The following is an 18,577-nucleotide window of genomic DNA, read 5'->3' as shown; positions in this document are numbered from 1 at the left end:
ATCTTCTATAAATCCGTCCACTTAATTAGGTTTTCGCCACTCAACATATTTCCATCACGACGAACTTCAGAAATTGGATTTTTTAATTTGGGATTAAGATTGAGAGCCATTTGTAAGTCACTCTGTTCGTCTGGCACAAGGTGGGACCTGAATGAGCTATGGGCGGCCAGGTTAAAATTTGCCCGCAGGCAATCAAGAAAATCGAACCATTTGTTCGGATCCGGACGATCGGCACCGTCAAAAGAGTGAGCGAGGTAAGTCGCTTCGGGACATTCGGATGGACAATCAAAGACGTTAAAACCAAGGCCAGCTATCAAAAAAAACTCATTTTCGTGGTTGAGCGTTTCCAATAGTAAACCCGCAATCTTTTTGTCGCGGAGGTAGAGATCATTTGGAGCCTTCAAACTGAATTCTAAGTTCGGCCAAATCTTGAGAGCAGAACGAAACAAGGCCAATCCAAACAGGGGACCGGTGATGTGTTGGGGAGACTGCGGGAGCCGAAATACCCAGCTTGAAAGAAGGGAATTTCCTGTTCCTGTGTCCTTCCAAGAATTCTGGGATCTTCCTCGACCTTTTGTCTGGTGGCGGGCTAGGAACAAGCCATGGTCTTGGGTTGGCGGCAGGAGCCGATCTTTCGCAAAGGTATTTGTGCTTTCAAGTTGTTCAAAAAAACAGCAATAAAACTGCTTTTGGCCTTCAGCCCATGCTTTGCTCGTTTCAAAAATGTCAAATGGCTTGCTCGTTGCCAAGGGCTCTCCTCAGGAATTCTTCCAATCAAATTGCAAGCTAAAATCAGCGCAAGGGGCAGAATGCGTGATTGCGCCAACACTAATAAAATCGACCCCAAGCTCGGCTACCGATTTGACTCTTTCCAGGCTCATATTCCCACTGGCCTCAACTTCTATTGATTTGGGAATTTTCTCCAGGGCTACCCTCATGAGATCATTGCTCATGTTATCAAGCAGGATTCTTTGAACGCCCATGCTGGCCGCTACAAGCACTTCATCTAGGGTGCAGCATTCAATTTCAATGGGCTTCGATGTCTTTTCCCTCGTTCTTGTAATAGCTTCGCGAAGACCCCCGGCGACTCTGATGTGGTTCTCTTTGATCAGTACGGCTTCGCTGAGACTCATGCGGTGATTGTGGCCCCTGCCGTGTAGGACTGCTTGCTTTTCCCAGGCTCGATAGAGAGGGAGAGTTTTTCTGGTGTCCAGAATTTGGCAGTGAGTCCCCTCCACTTCCTTTACAAAGCATCGAGTGTACGTCGCAATTCCCGAGAAATGTCCCAAGAAATTGAGAGCAACGCGCTCAGCCTGGAGCACAGGTAACAGGTTTCCAGTGATACTTGCGAGAGTTTGCCCGGAGAGAACAAAAGCACCTTCGTCATATTGCCAATGAATCATCAGCTCGGAATTCATTTCCTTCATTGTTGCCGCAAAAAAATCTCGACCGGACAAAACGAGATCTTCCTTCGCAACAAGACGGGCTCGACCCAGCTTTTCCTTGATTCCAAGTGAATCCGTCGTGATGTCCCCGGCGGGAATGTCTTCTTTGAGAGAGGCACGAATAAGTTCGATTGCGGTCACAATATTTTCACTTTAGCGATATTGTTGAGGTTCAAACTCTTCCAAAAGTTTTTTGAGTTCTCTTTCAATCACTCTTTCAGCGACTTCAGGTACAACTTTCCAGGCAACTTCTTCTAAAAATTTGCTTGCCTTTTCGCGCATAAATTCTTCGATTTGAGACTTGATGATTTGCTCGATTTGGCGAGTATCTGGATCGCCTCCCGGCGGCGAGAAATGACTGGTCTCCTCGTCGCTAGGAGAATCGACAGGCTCTAGTTCCAGCTCGAATTCTATGTGCTCTTCTGTCGATCCCTTGGTCCCTTGAGAGACCGATAATTTGGGGACAGAACCTGTCGGATTAAACTGATCATCGGATTGAGTGAATTCAATTTGAGGCATTTCAGAAGATTCCTCATCCTCTGGTACAGACACCCTAAATCGCTTTAAGTTTTCCTGGGCCCATGAAGACTCTTGGTCTTCTGGCGAATCTATCAGCAAATCTCCGTCAGAACTATCGTCAGATTTTGAAGCCATGCGTGAGGGGCCGCTCAGATTGACACGTTCAAAACCCTCGCTTGGATTTTCAACGAGGCTTGGCTCATGAACTGGGTCAATGAGTTCGAGAGTCGACTTCGTTACTTCTTGTACGGTTGCAAAATCATCCATTGACCAGTTTGATTCAGAATGACTATCGGGAGGCGATGGCGGAATAAAAAGGTGGGGGGTCGGACGAGCCCCTTTTGGCGGCAACGTTGTCTTAGGGGCGGGAGGCGATTGAGGTATGCTATTTTCAAGCATGGCTGGAAGCTTCGGAAACTGCAAATACTGGGATATGTCTTGTGACTTTGTTTTTGGCACCAAAGTTTGCACCAACTGGCGAAGCGTCTTTACATCAAAGGGCTTTTCCAGTCGACCATTGGCCCCAGAGGCCTCGAACTTGTCCTGGTCAAGTTCCATAAAGCCGCTCCACATGAGCACCACGGGTGTCTGAGTGAGGTGCGCATCGCGCTTAATTTCTTCGCACACATCATAGCCACTCTGCTTTTGCAAAAGAACGTCTGCAAAAATGACGTCCGGCTTATATTTTTGGGCCACGGCCAAGACATCCATGCCCAGATTGACTGACTTAACCTCAACTGCATAATCCTGGAGTGCAAGTTGAAAAACCTTTTTTATTGTACTGCTCTCATCAGCAAGTAAGACGCGCAAAGCCATGCAATGAGTTAAGTCTTTTTAGTCATTTGAGTCAAGAGGTCTCACATTTCATTTTTAATATCTTCATGTTGAAAGGAGTCAAGTTTTTGTGTCAACTCCAGGGGGTGCATGGTAAGCTGAGTTGCGTTATCCGTCCCAAAGGACCTCGATGCTAAATCGCCAACCAACAATTAGTGTCTTCGTCTCAATCACGGAGTAGCAAATTAGGCGAGGAATTCTTGAACGAGGAGTGAAATGCTCAGTCTGGCAGATAGGTATATTGCGAAAAAATTCCTCTTTTTTTTTGCAGGGGGAATTATTGTTTTTACGACCCTATTTTTGGCCTTTGACTCTCTGTCTTCACTCGTGAGATTCGAGGTACCAACTTCTGTTTTGGTTCACTATTACAGCTACTATCTTCCGTCGATCATTTATCAAATGACCCCGGTTGCGTGTTTGTTGGCCACGGTATTTACCCTGTCCTCATTAAATCGGACGCAGGAATTGGTCGCCTTTTTTTCTATGGGACTGGGCCTGTGGAGAATCAGCCTTCCCATTCTAGCGATGGTCATTATTATTGGAGGTTTCAATTTTTGGGTTGGAGATAGATTACTTCCAAAGTTCAATCAGAAAAAAAATTACGTATTTTACGTTGAAATCAGAAAAAAGCCGGGTCTTTATTCGACCGTTAAGACAAATAAAATATGGTATCGCTCTGAAAATGTTCTATTTAATATAAAAACTCTCAACGCTGAGACCGCATCGGCCCAGGGCTTGAGCCTTTATTATTTTGATGGGGATTGGAATCTCGTTCAATTGATAGCGGCCAAGTCGCTTCATATGTCCGGCTCCACCTGGGAACTTCGAGATGGCACGGTCACCCTATTCGCGGAGGAATCATCTTTTCCTCTAACAAAAGCCTTCGATCGCAAGGTCATTGAAATGAATGAGGAGGTTGCGGATCTTCAGACCTCCGAACATTCCTCAGATACCATGAGTTTAAATTCTCTCCACCAGTTTATAAAAAAGAACAAAGAGGCGGGATTGGACACACTTCGCTATGAAGTTGATTTTCATTCAAAGGCCAGCTTTCCATTTGCCGCTTTGGTTATGTCGTTAATGGGCATCCCCTTCAGTGTGAGCCGTCAGCGCTCAGGCGGGGGATTTATGAGTGTTTCTTTGTGTATCGGACTCACATTTTTTTATTGGGCGCTTTACAGTTCTTCTGTGACCCTTGGGCAACATGGTGCCGTTCCACCTTTAATTGCAGCTTGGGCCCCCAATCTTCTTATGATAGCGGTGGCAGGAGTTTTGATGTTTAAGTCAAAACGTTAAGTTTGAGAAGCTTCATTTTTTTGTGGATCATTGAGTAAAATCTTGATTTAAGGCTATATGGGCGCCTTGAGTTGGACGAACCAGATCCAAAAAAATGGAGAAATGCATGTCTATCACCTCTCAACTTGAATCCAATCCTCAGATTGAAGGTTTTTATCAGCCAGGTGAGTGGAATTCCCATGAAGCGGTGTGGTTGGCATGGCCCAGTCACAGGGAGCTTTGGGAAGAGAATTTATTGCTGGCGCAAGAGGAATTTGTCGCTTTTTGCCGGGCCATTGTGGACTATAATCCTGTCACTGGGGTGGCTCACGGCGAGAATCTCTGGATTTTGGTTCCAGACGAACATTTGGAAGCTGAAGCAAAGAGAGCATTGGGTGACTTGCCAGCTCGCTTTTTTCGGATACCATTTGGTGACATATGGTTGCGGGATACGGCTCCCATTTTTTTGATGAATAAATCAGGAGAGAGAGCTTCGGTGAGATTTGCCTTCAATGGCTGGGGAGGAAAATATATTCTTCCTCATGACGCTGAGGTTGCGGGGCGTTTGGCGGAACAGTTAGGGACCAAAATTCGAAAATTTCATTTCCCTTGGATTTTAGAAGGGGGTTCTGTCGAAGTAGATGGTGAGGGCACTTGTTTGACAAGTCGGCAGTGTTTACTCAATCCGAATCGGAACCGGGGGTTTACCGAAGCAGTCGTTGAATTAGGACTGAAATCGGCTTTGGGAGTTGAAAAAGTGCTATGGTTGAACGAGGGTCTTCTGAATGACCACACAGACGGACATATAGATACCTTTGCTCGCTTTGCAGCACCTGGAGTTGTGCTGTACACAAAAGAGACATCGAAGGAAGATCCGAACAGCTCTGTTTACCGCCGGATCAAACAAGATCTTCAAGTGATGAGAGATGCGAAGGGACGGCGTTTTGAGATTGTTGAAGTTCCTTCTCCAGGAGCAGTTTACAATAAGGATGGTGGTCTCATGCCGGCAAGTTACCTGAATTTTTATATTTCGAATACGCGGGTGATAGTGCCTATTTATGGTAGTCCCCAAGATGATGAAGCTGTGAAAGTGATCGGTTCCTGTTTTCCGGATCGACAAACGATTGGATTAGGGGCGAATGCGATCTTAAATGGTGGAGGAGCCTTTCATTGTATCAGCCAGCAGGTACCAATTTAAATGGCTTGGTGTCAGCGGGGCGGGCGGTCAGTGGTCGGTCATTGACTCAATCAAGTTACCCAGGAGATGAAGGTGAGTAAAAGAAATCTAAGTGTCGCTGCCTTACAAAGCGGATTTACGAGTGACTTAAAACGAAATATCGAAGTCATGGATGGGATGGTAAGGGAGTCTGCAAAACAGGGAGCCCAAATTATCTTGATGCCTGAGTTGTTCGAGAATATCTATTTTTGTACCTTTGAAAAGGATAAATTTTTTGAAATGGCTCGGCCCGTAAAGGATCATCCCACGATAAAACATTTTCAAGAGGTGGCTCGGGAGTTGGGAGTTGTGCTTCCCGTCTCATTTTTTGAAAGAGAAGATCAGTGCTATTACAATAGTCTTGCGATGATCGATGCGGATGGCTGTTTGTTGGGAGTCTATCGCAAGTCCCATATACCGGATGGCCCTGGCTACGAAGAAAAATTTTATTTTCGACCGGGTAATACGGGATTTAAGGTTTGGTCAACAAAGTACGCACGAGTGGGAGTGGGAATTTGCTGGGATCAGTGGTTTCCTGAATGCGCACGAGCGATGACTCTCATGGGTGCAGAAGTTTTGCTCTACCCGACGGCGATTGGTACGGAGCCAGAGGAATCTACACTTGATACGAAGGATCCTTGGCAACGAGCCATGATTGGGCATGCAGTGAGCAATGTGATTCCGGTTGTAGCGGCCAATCGAATTGGCGCTGAGCCTCGCCAGGAATTTTACGGTCATTCATTTATCTGTGATCAGAGAGGCAGCAAGGTGTCTGAATTGGGGGCAAAGGAATCGGGGTCGATCTTTGCCACATTTGATCTCGAGGAGATAGCGAGAAATCGGGCCTCCTTTGGCTTTTTTCGAGATCGACGTCCTGATTTGTATGGCAGACTTGTAGAGTTTTGATATCGAGCTCAGTCATTAATGACACCCAATTTTAGCGACACGACAGCAGCCATCCTCATTGAATGCAAAAAAATCCCTTTTGCGACACAGCTCGGTTATCCTCTTGATATCAGGAGTACGCCCTGACAAAAAAGTTCCCTGGCTGTACTCTCCCGGTCGCCCCATGTGAAATTCAAGTGTCTCTTGTGCTCTTCGTTTCAAGTCCGCCTCGGGCACTTTGTGCTTTTTGATCAATTCGCGGGTATAAGTGCCGCTTTCGATGTTGAAGCGATAGCTTCCATCTTCTAAGACCCTAAGTTCTCCAGCAACGACTCCCTCTCGGCCGTTCGCCAGGTCGATGTGCTTGACCCCTATTTCAAAACTATCATCAACTTCTCCCATAACAAATTTCCCATCGCGAGTATAAAGATAGGTGTAGTTTCCTGGCTTCAGCTGTGAGGCAGAAACGGGTTCAGTAAATTCTTTGATCAGACCCGAATCGGCAGCGGATTGGCGAAGGCCTGGCGTGGGAACAATATTAAATTTGATCTGTCTTCCAGCGGAATCCATCGCAGTTTTGTAGGAAATCAACGTCCCATTTTCTGCCTTAATGGCAACGCCGGGCTGGTTCCGGAACAGGCCGCGTACGGAATCTTGTGCGGAGCTTCCTGGCTGAGGTCTTGGCTGGGAGAAGAGGGGGCTCTGTCTGCTCTTTGAATATTCGAGTGATGCCATTTCCGACTCGCTGAGGATTCGTGATTTTCCATCTGGCGTTACCACTTGAATTCGGCCGTCATCAAAAACCTTGCTTAAAACTCCCGGGGCCTTTTGATTTTTTCCGTCCGGAACAAAGTCAATAATCCTCAGTGAGTTTTCTGGCCTGCCGAGATCACCTGAAACCCAATCTCTTCGCAACTGAAGTCTCTCATTGCTCAGATCAGTACGCGGACTCATCACACGTCTCAATTGAAGATTTCTTTCCTCAGCAATCGCCTTCGGGTTGTTTATGCTCTCCAGCCGTATTTTGTTGTATTGAGCGGCAGATTCGTCGCTGGCAAAGCGAACCTTTGGCATATCGCGACTTCCGACTGTTCGACGTTGACCATCGACGAGCTCAACGATCAGAGTTCCGTTTGGATTGTCTGAGATCAAACGAGCTGCGACCATGTTGTCATCAATGGGAATCGAAAGAACTCTTTTTTCATAAATGGCCATGTCCAATTTATTGATATCTGCCCAGACCTCTCGAAATTCTTTTTGTCTCGGTAGAGTGGTACTTTCTGGATTCAGATACCTTTGAGCAAAGAGCTGACGAGCATCAGATGGACTCAATCCAACCCGCCCCTTCTCCATGAGGATGCGAATTTCGGCGTCGTTCAAGCCTGCTTCCTTCAGGATCTTGGCTTTGCTTCGCTTTTGTCCAAAAGTGTAGTTCCCGACCCCAGCTGGTCCTCCATTTTGTCCAATCTCACCAGCTCCTACCAAATGTGCTCTCTCTATCGCCTTCATTTCATTTTCGGTGATCTCACGCTTGAGCAGCTCAGAGATTTCTGAGCGCGCGACAGGAGAGGAGGACTGGGCATGACCCAAGGTTTTGGACCCAATTTTTCCAAGATCTGGAAGAACGGCCAATCCAAAAGAAAGGGCCGCAAGCGTTGCGGTTAAAATACAATGGTCTGCCTTCAATTGTCCGACTGTTGGGGCACTCACGCATTGGCCTTTTTCATTCGTTGAATGGAGGCCCGTGATTTTAGGACTGTTCTTGCTCAAACACTCGCTATCTATTTGAGTGAGGGCCAATTCGGAGTCCATTGCCAATGCTGCTACTTGAAGGGCTCTTGCCGAATTGATTGACATCAAACCACCTGCTCTCGCAGATTGGGCGACGGACCCAATACGTGAGGCGATAGATGCTCCACGAACAGCCACTGCTGCGACGCCACTCATCACAAATGATCCGATCATCACACTGGTATCAAGTGCTTCAGCTCCGCTCCCATAGCTCGCATCGGCGTGACAAGCGAGGGCCTTCATTGTTTCTCTGTCAGAGCTGCTATTAATCACTTTTTCTGTCACTGCCGGATCGCTGAGAAGAGCTTTGCGTGAAGAGCGATCAATGGATTGGCCTCCGCTTTTCGCGGCATTTGATAGATTTGTGGATTCACTGCGAAGGAGGGTCTCAGTCGAGCGATAGGCCTTTTGAATTTCTTGACCCAGGGATTTTTCCAAGGCTTCAAAATCGGCTCCCTGGGGAAGACTGATGTATTTATTGATGAGACTTTGGATGGCGGGAGTTCCTGATAATGGTACAGAGCTTGAAATTGCCTGGAAGGCAGACCGATGTCGAATGATATCCCGACAAATTTCAGTATTGGAATTAAAAATCATTTTTTGTGAAGAGTCATGATTATCGGCAAGCTCTTTGAGCTGGAGGGGACAGGTTTTGTTGGTTATAGAAGGACTGCTGGCGAGTTCAGAAGTGCTCTGAGTCAATGCCTGCTTGTGCTTTCTCAGTTCTTGTAAAAAGGAGAGAATATTCTTATTCGAAATCTCTTCGCCGTTTGCAACTTGTTTGGCGAAATCGGCCGCACAAGAAAGCTCAAGAGAGTGTTGATTTGAAAGTGTTGCAAAAAATCGGTCTTCTGAGGATTGAACGGAGTGGTTGGTGATCTCAGCGAGACTTGATTTTAGTCTTGCGATGGGTGGAGTGCGAGTTTCGCACTCCTGTTCAAGTTTGGAGAGGGCCAACTGGGCTTTGGACTCGATCAAAAGAGAGCAGGATTCTCCTCCCGATATTTTATACGCAGCCTTCGACAGGGCTTCCAGCGGTCCAGCAGCTTGGGCTCGACCAAAAATTCCGCCAACATCGCTAAAAAAGCCGCAAATGAGCAGAAGAAAAAGGGAAGGGCGAGGGACTCCGATCCTCAGATGCTGATTTATTTTGCGATGGAATGTCAAAACTCTCACTTATTTCTGTTCGGCCGAAGCCAGATAGATTTTGAGCGGACTTCGGTTGAATCTGATGAACCAACCAGCCCGTTGGTCAAGGTCGCCCTCATCCGGTTTTAAAGGCAGTTTCGCAAAAAGCGGCAAGGTGTGCTCCCTGCAATCCGGTTTTCTGAAGCGATACAGGATCGCTTCAATGTAATAGTGGGTGAAAATAAAACTTAGGCCAAGCGCAGTGATGGCTCGTGATGCAAAATGAGATTCAAGGCGCAGCCAGTTCAAGAATGAGAGGTTGCGATAGTTGAAAAGAATTGCCAAAGACGCTAGGAAAAAAAGACCAATAGATAGAAGATTCATCCATTGTTTTCCGTTTATAGACCTATCTTTCATATGGCGATACACACAAAAGGATTCAATTCCGTGGGATGTACCGATCACTATTCTGGCCGCCGGAGATAAGAAAGTGAGCGGAAAAGCGAAGGATCTCAAAAGATAGATTAGTTTAAAGTAATTCCACGGCCTCGGAAAACTAAAAAAATTGAGGATTAATCCTAAGAAAAAAGGGAATAAAAATAGAAAGGCATAATTAAACCAGACAAGACGGTTTGGGCCAAGCAAATTTGAGAATAACAAAATCGCAAGTATTGCGAATGCCCAGGTAGATACGATAAATAAGTACTTCTCTCTTTTTTGGCAATTCTTAAGATTCATCATCCCTATAGGATCTTTTGGTGCATTTCTGATGTCATAGAGCCTGGAAATCCCCCTGATTTGTGCAAGAGGATGATGAGTAAATAATCCGATTGTCAGAATGGAAACGATGATTTCTATTGCTAAATTATTCGTTGCCCAATGAGATACAGTTTGAATATTGAAAAAGAAAAAAAAGAAAAAAGACTGAACACCAATTAATCTGCTCCAAAAGCCAAACTTCCCCCCTTTCTGGAGAGGAATCCAGTTTTTAATCTCTTTACTTCGAAAGAGAAGGATGAAGGGAAACAAAGCATGAATGCCGTTCAGAAAAATAATGTTGCGCACAAAATCCCAAAGAGTAATTTGGTATGCCTCAGTTGGTAAACCAAGCGCTCCGGGAAAAAAAAATACATCGAGGATAACCACTGGATAGAACAAAAATGGAATAGCAAGATTGAAGTATTCAAGATTTTTCGAAAAAAGTGGAGCTTTGCAAAAGGCGGCCATCCTGATAATCTAACCAGGTTTAATTTAAGGTTGAAGCTAATTCGTGACTCCTCCCAACAAAAGTCGAGCGACATTTTGTGTGTTCTATTTCAGTTCGAGAGGAGCGCTAATCGAAAGAATCAAGAGAGTGACGTCCAGATTAAAATTTTCTGCAGAGATCTGTCCACCCTCAATTTGGTTGAATTCCTGTTTTACATATTCAAAATTGAGGCTGAGTTTTGATTGGAACTCTATCCCGATAGTGGCTTTTATTGCTCGGCCCAAGTATTTGAGATTTGCATTGATGTCGGTGAGCTCATTGAGAGAGTAATATCCAAGCCAGAGGTGAGTTTTGCTTTTTCCAAATCTCACCCCTACCCCCCACATGCGATTCATGAATTCGTTATCGCTGTTTGAACTATCGAGCAGATAGGGCCCACCAAGGTGAAAATCGAGAGCCAGGAAAGTGCCGCTGTTTAGCTGAAGGCCGCCCTTTCCGCCCAATACAGTGCCCATCTTTGAATCGGAGTACCCGCCGGAGGACCACTCAAAGCGACTGTATCCAAGATAGGGTTCAACCGCGACGCTTGCCGCACTCTCCTCAGAATCTATCAGGAAAATAACAAAAAACACTAGAGTCCAATGTCGAACCATCATAGCTTTAATTATTGAGACTACGGGGGGTGATGTCCATTAGAACCGGTCATTTTTTTGTTTTCTCGCAGGCAGGATTGTGGGCAAGGCTTTGCTTCTATATCGGACTCCTTGTTTTATTGCTACACCTAGCCATTCAGTTAAGCTCCCAGACGGCCCTCGCCGAGGACGCTGCCTATGGGGCCTATGGTTTATTTCCCGGTGGGACAACAAGAGTTTTGGCCATGGGAGGAGCTGCGGTTGGATTGAGTGACGATGCGGGGGCCGTGCTTAACAATCCAGCTGGGTTATCAATGTCTTGATGGATTTTTGATCTTGCTGGAACCACCAATCGCGTGGTCAATCGTGAGGTGGATTTTGATGGGGACACTCAGCTTGATGGATTGCCTTATGACTTTGTATTTTCCTCTCTTGGCTTGCGATTGGGTCCCTTTGGAATTGGGGGGGGATATTCTCAGCCTTACAATTTGGACTTTTCTTCGGATTTTGTGGCGAACGGAGTGACGAAGCTTCTCAAGATAGAAAGCCGGGATTTGGCAATTTCGTGGCGGTTTTGGCAGTCCATTTCTTTTGGAATGACAGGACATCAGGAAAAAGTGGTTTTAGGTTATAAAGATGAGGCCATGCCATTGGATTTGGAATCACAGGCAAAGTCTTTCTACTTCACTTTTGGTTTTCGCTACAACAAAGACAGGAAGCTTGGGTTGGGTGTGACCTATTCACCGGAACGTCGTTACAACCTTGATGAGAGTCTTGACGCCCAAATTGCGCCCTCTACCGAATGGTTTCATGACGTCGTTATTCCAGCAAAATTGGTCTTGGGTGGATCTGTTAAGCTGACAGGCCGACTGATGTGGGTGGGAGATGTGGATATATATTATCCCGTCAAAAAGGCTTTTTATGTGGGAGGATCAAGTACCGATCCCTTAGATCAAGTCGAAAGTGATCAAAAAGTCGTGATTCACGGAGGCTTCGAATATCAGGTCATTAATAACAAAGATATTGCCTTTGTTTGGAGGGGAGGAGGGTATCAAGAACCACCGCGTCTAAATTTCTCTAAAAATCGTCTTCATTATACAATGGGGGTTGAGGTTCGATTGGGATTTATCACTTTAAGTGCAGCCTACGATCAGGCTCCTGATTTCAGCAACATTGCCCAAACGGTTGGATTGAGTCTGTCAGCTCTGAATTGAGCGAAAAGCCCATTGCAGGAAAAGGTAGTCTTTCCTTTGCGAACCTCTTGCTGTAGAATGGTCGGGGGTTATTTGCCCCTCGGTTTGAAAAACAGAGCCAATGAGTTAGAGGATAACATATGGCAAAACTGGAAGTATTGAGATTTCCTGATCCGAGGCTTCGTAAAAAGTCGGTGGCGGTAAAGACCGTGACACACAGCCTCAAACAGCTTGTCGAGGACATGTTTGAAACTATGTATGCGTCCTCAGGAATTGGCTTAGCTGCCCCCCAGGTGAATCATCTTGTGAGACTTTTTGTTGCTGATACTCGGCCGAGAGAAAATGGGCGCTACAAGCTAGAGGATATGTCTCCTCTGGAGCAGGCCGTTTCTCAGCCATTTGTTATTTTTAATCCTGAAATTATAAAGAAGGTGGGGAAAACAACTTACGATGAGGGCTGTTTGAGTGTTCCCACTTACTACGAATCTGTGCAGAGAGCGGAACTGATTATCGTTCAGGGGCTTAATTTGGAAGGCAAAAAATTTCAGATTGAAGTGGATGGGCTCCTCGCTATCTGTATTCAACATGAGATTGACCACCTTGATGGAAAACTGTTTATCGACCGCCTCAGTCCGATCAAGTCCGCTCGTATCAAATCACGGATAAAAAAGACAGGTTATCCAGCTCGTCAGGAAAAAGTCGAAGAGCAGGATGAAGAAGTAGTTTCCCGATGAGCCTCATTCGAACCGTTTTTTTAGGAACCCCTGATATTGCAGCCTATTGTTTAGGATCGATGATCAAAGATGAGCACTTTAAGGTCGTGGGTGTGGTGACTCAACCTGATCGTCAATCTGGGCGCAAACTGAAGCTTCAATCCTCTCCGGTGAAGGAGTTAGCTCTTTCCCATCAACTACCGGTGTTAACGCCCGAAAGGGTGAATGAAGACGAGTTCCTTGAAACGATCTCGTCCTGGAAAGCTGAAGTGGCCGTTGTTGTCGCCTTTGGACAGATCTTGCCTCAAGTTTTTTTGGATCTTTATCCGCGCTCCGTCGTGAATGTTCACACGAGTCTGTTGCCACGATGGCGGGGGGCCGCACCTATTCAGCGTGCAGTGATGGCCGGAGATCAAAAGACAGGAGTTTGTCTGCAGGTTATGGTGAAAAAGCTGGATGCAGGTGACGTTGTCGGTCGAAGGGTCATCGATATCGATGATGATTGGAATGCCTTTGATCTGCATGAGAAGATGAAGCCACTTGCGGCTGATTTGCTTCATGTCGAGCTGATGGATTACTTGCGAGGCAACTTGGTTCCCTTAAAACAAGAAGAATCTTTGGTCACCTACGCAAAAAAGATTGAAAAATCCGAAACTCAGATCGATTGGCGGCTTCCGGCCGTTGAAATCCACAATAAGATTCGTGGATTGGCTCTTGGTCCCGGCGCTCATACTGTTCGCTCAGGAAAGAAATTGAAACTCATAAAATCCCGGGCGATCCCAAAATCAAAAAATGATCTTCCGGGAAAGGTCATTGAAATTGAGGCTGACTCATTTGTCGTCTCCTCCGGAGATGGGGCCTTGCAAATTTTGATGGTACAGCCAGAGTCTCGTGCTGAAATGACTGCAAAGGATTATTTGCGTGGCTATCCTTTTTCCCTTGGAGAAAAATTAGGTGAATCCTTATAAGAACGAATTTTTGGTGGCGCCGAGTTTGCTTTCTGCTGATTTTTCAATATTGAAAGATGAAATACAGAAGGTAGAAAAATGCGGAGCCGATTGGATCCACATTGATGTGATGGATGGTCACTTTGTTCCGAATATCACAATTGGAGCCCCCGTCGTGAAGTCTTTGAGGCCCGTGACGAAAATTCCTTTTGATGTTCATTTGATGATTGAGCGGCCGGAACTCTTTGTGGATGAATTTATTTCGGCGGGAGCTGACTACCTGACGATTCATGTTGAGGCCACTCAAAATCCCGCAAAAGTTTTGGATATGATTCGAGATCGAAATTGTAAGTCTGGAATTTCTTTGCGTCCCGCGACTTCGATTGATCAGATTTTACCTCTGTTGCCAAAAGTGGATTTGATTTTGATTATGACGGTCAACCCTGGCTTTGGCGGTCAGAGTTTTATGCATGATCAGACTTCTAAAATACACAGAGTTCGCAAAGAACTGAAGAAAATAGGCTCGGAGGCGCTCATTGAGATTGATGGGGGAGTCAACGCCGAAACAGCTCGCGCATGCCGGGACGCTGACGTTTTGGTGGCAGGTTCCTATATCTTTAAAAATGACTATAAAAAGGCGATCGCTTCTTTGAAGGGGGCAAAAACTGATGGAAATTAATGGGGAGGAGATCACTGTCGATCAGGTCTGGCAGATAGCCTACAGTCTGCCCATAGAAAAAGTGACTCTCGCAGAAAAGGCTCGTCACGGGATGTTGAATTCACGTCGGTATATCAATAAGCGCATCGCACAGGGCGATGTTATGTATGGAGTGAACACCGGATTTGGGGCCTTTAGCAGCGTTCAGATTTCCACGTCAGATACGATTCAGTTGCAGAAAAATTTGATTCGCTCTCACTGCGTTGGGGTGGGAGAACCTTTCACTAAGGCCGAGTCGCGTGCGATCATGTTACTCAGAGCGAATGCCTTGGCGCGAGGTCACAGTGGCGTTCGCGTTGAGGTTGTTGAAAAGGTTCTGGAATTTTTAAATCACGACGTTATTCCAGTGATTCCACAGCAGGGATCAGTTGGAGCGAGTGGGGATTTAGCTCCACTTTCTCACTTGGCCTTAGCTCTCATGGGTGAGGGCGAAGTCTGGGATGGCAGAAAAAAGGTTGCGGCGCAGGAATACCTTTCGAAAAGGGGAGTTGCACCTCTCGAGTTAGAAGCCAAAGAGGGATTGTCTCTCATCAATGGATGTCAGGTGATGACGGCAGTGGGGCTCTTGAATTGCTATGAGGGACGCCGTTTGGCTTGGATGGTTGATCTTGGAGGAGCCATGTCACTTGAGGCTCTTCAGGGTTCTCGAAAGGCCTTTGATCCTCTGATTGCGGCGACCCGTCTTCATCCTGGAGAGGCAAAAACGGCCCGCAATTTGACTAAAATTTTAGGTCCAACCTCTTCGATTGCGGAGGCTCATGCCGATTGCAGTCGAGTTCAGGATGCTTATTCCCTTCGTTGCATACCGGCCGTTCATGGAGCGGCAAAAGATGTTTTGCGAAGCACCTGTCGCACTCTTGAGATAGAGGCAAATTCGAGCACGGATAATCCCTTGGTTTTTGCTGACGAAGACAAGGTTTTGTCCTGTGGGAACTTTCATGGCGAACCCGTTGCCTTTGCTCTTGATTTTTTGGGAATTGCCATGAGTGCGATGTGCAGCATTTCAGAGTGTCGAATTGAAAAGCTGATGAATCCGGCATTGAGCGGGCTGCCCGCATTTTTGGCTCCAAAGGGAGGCTTGAATAGCGGGCTGATGATTGTCCAGGTGTCGGCGGCCTCTTTAGTGAGCGAAAATAAAATTCTTTCGCACCCGGCGAGCGTGGATAGCATTCCGACCTCTGCCGACAAAGAAGACCATGTGAGTATGGGAACAATCGCAGCTAGAAAACTTGGGGCTATTATTCGCAATGCTGAAAATATTGTGGCGATGGAATTTTTGTGCGCAGCTCAGGGCTTGGAATTGTTGGCGCCTTTAAAACCAGCCGGATGCGTTTTGGGAGCTCTCGATCTTATCCGATCGGAGGTCCCCTTTGCCGAAATGGATCGGGCTTTTTATCGAGACATCGAGGCAATTAAAAAACTTATTCGCTCTGAGAGTTTGCTCAATTGTATTCAGTCAAGCGTGGGAGCCTTGGAATGGTAAAACGTATCATCAGATCGCCTCATGGATCTCAGTTGCACTGTAAGGGTTGGTTGCAAGAAGCTGCCTATCGAATGATTCAAAATAATCTTGATTCGGAGGTGGCAGAGTTTCCTGATGAATTGATTGTCTACGGAGGGCGGGGCAAGGCGGCCCGGGATTGGCCGTCCTACGATCGCATTTTGTTGGCCTTGAAAGACTTAGAATCTGATGAGACTCTCATCATCCAATCTGGAAAGCCGATCGGCACGATTAAGACCCATGAGGATGCTCCAAGGGTGCTTTTGGCAAACTCCAATCTCGTACCTAAGTGGGCAAATTGGGAAGTTTTTGATGAGCTCGAAAGAAAAGGTCTCATGATGTATGGGCAGATGACGGCCGGATCATGGATTTATATTGGGTCTCAGGGGATCGTGCAGGGAACTTTCGAAACATTTATTGAAGCAGGTCGAAGGCATTTCTCTGGTGATTTAAAAGGACGAACCATTCTGACGGCAGGACTTGGAGGAATGGGCGGCGCTCAGCCGCTGGCCGGAGTTTTTGCGGGGGCCAATGTGCTCGCAGTTGAGGTGGATCCCTCTCGCATTCAAAAGCGACTGGATACACGGTACATCGATGAAGTCGCCGAAGGGCTTGATGATGCACTTGAGCGTATTGCTCGCTATCGCAAAGAGGGAGTTGCGAGAAGTGTGGCTCTATTGGGCAATATGGCGACGGTGATCAGGGAATTAAATGAGCGAGGCTTTTTGCCCGATCTCCTGACCGATCAGACGTCTGCTCATGATCCTTTGAATGGATACATTCCGGAGGGACACTCGCTTTCCGAAGCGGCTCAATTGCGAAAATCTCATCCTCAACTGTATTTGGAAAAAGCAAAAGCCTCTATTGTCGCTCATGTGGAAGGTATGCTTTTGATGCAAAAGCGCGGAGCTATTACCTTTGACTATGGGAACAATATCAGAGCGGTGGCCCTTGAAGGGGGAGTGAGAAACGCGTTCGATATTCCCGGTTTTGTTCCTGAGTATATTCGCCCCTTGTTTTGTCGTGGCAGTGGACCTTTTCGTTGGGTGGCTCTGAGCGGCGATCCCAAAGATATTCAAGTCACGGATGATGCGCTTCGAGAGTTGTTTCCTCACAAGAAAAATCTCTTGCGCTGGCTTGATATGGCAGAAAAGCGGATTGCCTTCCAAGGGCTGCCGGCTCGCATTTGCTGGCTTGAATACGGAGAAAGATCTCAGGCAGGTCTTAGGTTTAACGAACTTGTCGCGACGGGAAAAGTGAGAGCTCCGATTGTGATTGGGCGCGATCATCTGGACTGCGGTTCTGTGGCGAGCCCCAATCGTGAAACTGAAGGCATGAAGGACGGTTCTGACATGGTTGGTGATTGGCCGATCTTAAATGCGCTCGTGAATACGGCTTGTGGTGCAACTTGGGTGAGTTTTCATCAGGGTGGTGGAGTTGGTATGGGCTACAGTCTTCACGCGGGACAGGTGATTGTCGCCGATGGGACGGCTGCAGCTGCACGGCGCTTGGAGCGAGTTTTGAACGCAGATCCGGCCATGGGTCTATTTCGTCATATAGATGCAGGCTACGGTGATGCGGCGGCCATTGCCCGAGAGCGGGGAGTAAAATCTTTTTGGATTTGATTCGCATCTTTTCAAGACGAATCTGTGTCACGGTTTGGGTATTTGTCTGTTGTTTCAGAAGCAGTGCAGATATTCGTGATCACGACAGCCAGCTGCCTCTCTACGAAATTGGATTGGCCGGGGCCACTTTTTTTATGTCAGATTATCCAGCAGCGGAGCAGGGAAAATTGCGGGCCCTGGTGGTTCCCTATGGCTTTTATAGGGGCAAGGTTTTAAGGGCAGACGATGAGGGTGGAATTCGTGGGCGCCTCGTGGACCGCGAAAAAGTTGAATTTGATCTGAGCGCATCGGCCGGATTTCCTGCGGACAGTGGAGACAATCGAGCCAGAAGGGGAATGCCTGACATTGACTGGGTTGGGGAGATAGGACCCCGATTGAGAGTACACATTCTAGACCAAGGAAAGCATCGCCTCAATTTCAATCTTCCTGTTCGCTACGTATTCTCAACTGACTTCAGGCGAGCTGACGATCGAGGTTATTTATTTCAACCGGAGCTTGAATATCGCAATAGCAATATCTTTGATGAAGATTTGGAGGGAACAATTCTCCTTTCAATGATTTTTGCAAGCGATCAGTTGATGGACTACTTTTATGAGGTTCCGGCCGAGTACTCACATCCTGAACGTCCCTCTTTTCAAGCACAAGGGGGCTATTTAGGGACGTCATTGACTCTCGGTGCTTCACGTGAAATGGCAGAGGACGCAAGGTTTTTTGTTGGTGCAAAATTGGACTATTATGGCTTTTCCATGAATGATCGCAGTCCCCTATTTAAGGATCCTCTCAATCTGACCTTTGCCTTGGGTTTTAGTTATCGCCTTCTGGAGTCGGAAGATCGAGCGGGAACGCGAATGTAGGCCTTTCTGTGCGCGACTTTCAGGGGCTGAACAAATCAGAGCAGCACTCTTTCATTATTCAATGAGAGCGGGTACAGTCTCGGCGGGGTATCAA

The 18,577-nt window shown here is 46.8% G+C and carries 16 protein-coding genes; 11 read left to right on the top strand and 5 right to left on the bottom strand.

What is annotated here, in order from left to right; all coding sequences use genetic code 11:
- Positions 1 to 5: 5 nt before the first annotated feature.
- Genes IPL83_10410 through IPL83_10400 form a run of 3 tightly spaced genes read right to left on the bottom strand, consistent with a single transcriptional unit; the run spans position 6 to position 2,780 of the window.
- Positions 6 to 749 carry a hypothetical protein gene (locus IPL83_10410; protein ID MBK9039561.1) on the bottom strand — a complete coding sequence of 248 codons (744 nt, stop codon included), beginning with the start codon at positions 747 to 749 and terminating at the stop codon, positions 6 to 8.
- A gap of 9 nt (positions 750 to 758) precedes the next feature.
- Positions 759 to 1,586: a carboxylating nicotinate-nucleotide diphosphorylase gene (gene nadC, locus IPL83_10405; protein ID MBK9039560.1), complete on the bottom strand. Its 828-nt coding sequence runs from the start codon at positions 1,584 to 1,586 to the stop codon at positions 759 to 761.
- Between the two features lie 12 nt (positions 1,587 to 1,598).
- Entirely contained in the window at positions 1,599 to 2,780 is a 1,182-nt protein-coding gene (locus IPL83_10400) for a response regulator (protein MBK9039559.1), read from the bottom strand.
- Positions 2,781 to 3,014: 234 nt separating this feature from the next.
- Between IPL83_10400 and lptG the strand changes: the two genes are divergently transcribed.
- The 3 genes from lptG (at position 3,015) to aguB (ending at position 6,195) form a co-directional block, all read left to right on the top strand.
- The gene (gene lptG, locus IPL83_10395; protein MBK9039558.1) at positions 3,015 to 4,094 is read left to right on the top strand and encodes an LPS export ABC transporter permease LptG; all 1,080 of its coding nucleotides are present in this window, start codon (positions 3,015 to 3,017) and stop codon (positions 4,092 to 4,094) included.
- 94 nt (positions 4,095 to 4,188) lie between these two features.
- Positions 4,189 to 5,271 (top strand): agmatine deiminase family protein, encoded by a 1,083-nt coding sequence (locus IPL83_10390; GenBank protein ID MBK9039557.1) that lies wholly within the window; start codon positions 4,189 to 4,191, stop codon positions 5,269 to 5,271.
- A gap of 66 nt (positions 5,272 to 5,337) precedes the next feature.
- Positions 5,338 to 6,195 (top strand): N-carbamoylputrescine amidase, encoded by an 858-nt coding sequence (gene aguB, locus IPL83_10385; GenBank protein ID MBK9039556.1) that lies wholly within the window; start codon positions 5,338 to 5,340, stop codon positions 6,193 to 6,195.
- A 15-nt stretch (positions 6,196 to 6,210) separates the two neighbouring features.
- Here the strand turns inward: aguB and IPL83_10380 are convergent, their stop codons facing one another.
- Together IPL83_10380 and IPL83_10375 are read right to left on the bottom strand one after the other, a co-directional pair.
- Positions 6,211 to 9,141 (bottom strand): hypothetical protein, encoded by a 2,931-nt coding sequence (locus IPL83_10380; GenBank protein MBK9039555.1) that lies wholly within the window; start codon positions 9,139 to 9,141, stop codon positions 6,211 to 6,213.
- A 1,263-nt stretch (positions 9,142 to 10,404) separates the two neighbouring features.
- Positions 10,405 to 10,956, bottom strand: coding sequence for a hypothetical protein (locus tag IPL83_10375; protein ID MBK9039554.1), 552 nt, complete (start codon positions 10,954 to 10,956; stop codon positions 10,405 to 10,407).
- A gap of 29 nt (positions 10,957 to 10,985) precedes the next feature.
- Between IPL83_10375 and IPL83_10370 the strand changes: the two genes are divergently transcribed.
- The 8 genes from IPL83_10370 (at position 10,986) to IPL83_10335 (ending at position 18,483) form a co-directional block, all read left to right on the top strand.
- Entirely contained in the window at positions 10,986 to 11,255 is a 270-nt protein-coding gene (locus IPL83_10370; protein ID MBK9039553.1) for a hypothetical protein, read from the top strand.
- A 33-nt stretch (positions 11,256 to 11,288) separates the two neighbouring features.
- Positions 11,289 to 12,146, top strand: coding sequence for a hypothetical protein (locus tag IPL83_10365; protein ID MBK9039552.1), 858 nt, complete (start codon positions 11,289 to 11,291; stop codon positions 12,144 to 12,146).
- Positions 12,147 to 12,265: 119 nt separating this feature from the next.
- On the top strand, positions 12,266 to 12,859 hold the full coding sequence (gene def / locus IPL83_10360) for a peptide deformylase (GenBank protein MBK9039551.1): 594 nt from the start codon (positions 12,266 to 12,268) through the stop codon (positions 12,857 to 12,859).
- Positions 12,856 to 13,806, top strand: coding sequence for a methionyl-tRNA formyltransferase (locus IPL83_10355; protein ID MBK9039550.1), 951 nt, complete (start codon positions 12,856 to 12,858; stop codon positions 13,804 to 13,806). Before def ends, IPL83_10355 begins: the two co-directional genes overlap by 4 nt.
- Before the next feature lie 10 nt (positions 13,807 to 13,816).
- Positions 13,817 to 14,464 (top strand): ribulose-phosphate 3-epimerase, encoded by a 648-nt coding sequence (locus IPL83_10350; protein ID MBK9039549.1) that lies wholly within the window; start codon positions 13,817 to 13,819, stop codon positions 14,462 to 14,464.
- Positions 14,454 to 15,986, top strand: coding sequence for a histidine ammonia-lyase (gene hutH / locus IPL83_10345; protein ID MBK9039548.1), 1,533 nt, complete (start codon positions 14,454 to 14,456; stop codon positions 15,984 to 15,986). The genes IPL83_10350 and hutH overlap by 11 nt, the downstream gene beginning before the upstream one ends.
- Entirely contained in the window at positions 15,980 to 17,629 is a 1,650-nt protein-coding gene (hutU, locus tag IPL83_10340; protein MBK9039547.1) for a urocanate hydratase, read from the top strand. Before hutH ends, hutU begins: the two co-directional genes overlap by 7 nt.
- Positions 17,620 to 18,483, top strand: a complete 864-nt coding sequence (locus tag IPL83_10335) for a MipA/OmpV family protein (GenBank protein ID MBK9039546.1) — start codon at positions 17,620 to 17,622, stop codon at positions 18,481 to 18,483. Before hutU ends, IPL83_10335 begins: the two co-directional genes overlap by 10 nt.
- Positions 18,484 to 18,577: the final 94 nt, after the last annotated feature.

The organism is Bdellovibrionales bacterium, from assembly GCA_016716765.1.
Taxonomy (GTDB): domain Bacteria; phylum Bdellovibrionota; class Bdellovibrionia; order Bdellovibrionales; family UBA1609; genus JADJVA01.
The sequence above is the reverse complement of the archived record's forward strand: the minus strand, read 5'-3'. Positions and strand labels throughout refer to the sequence as shown.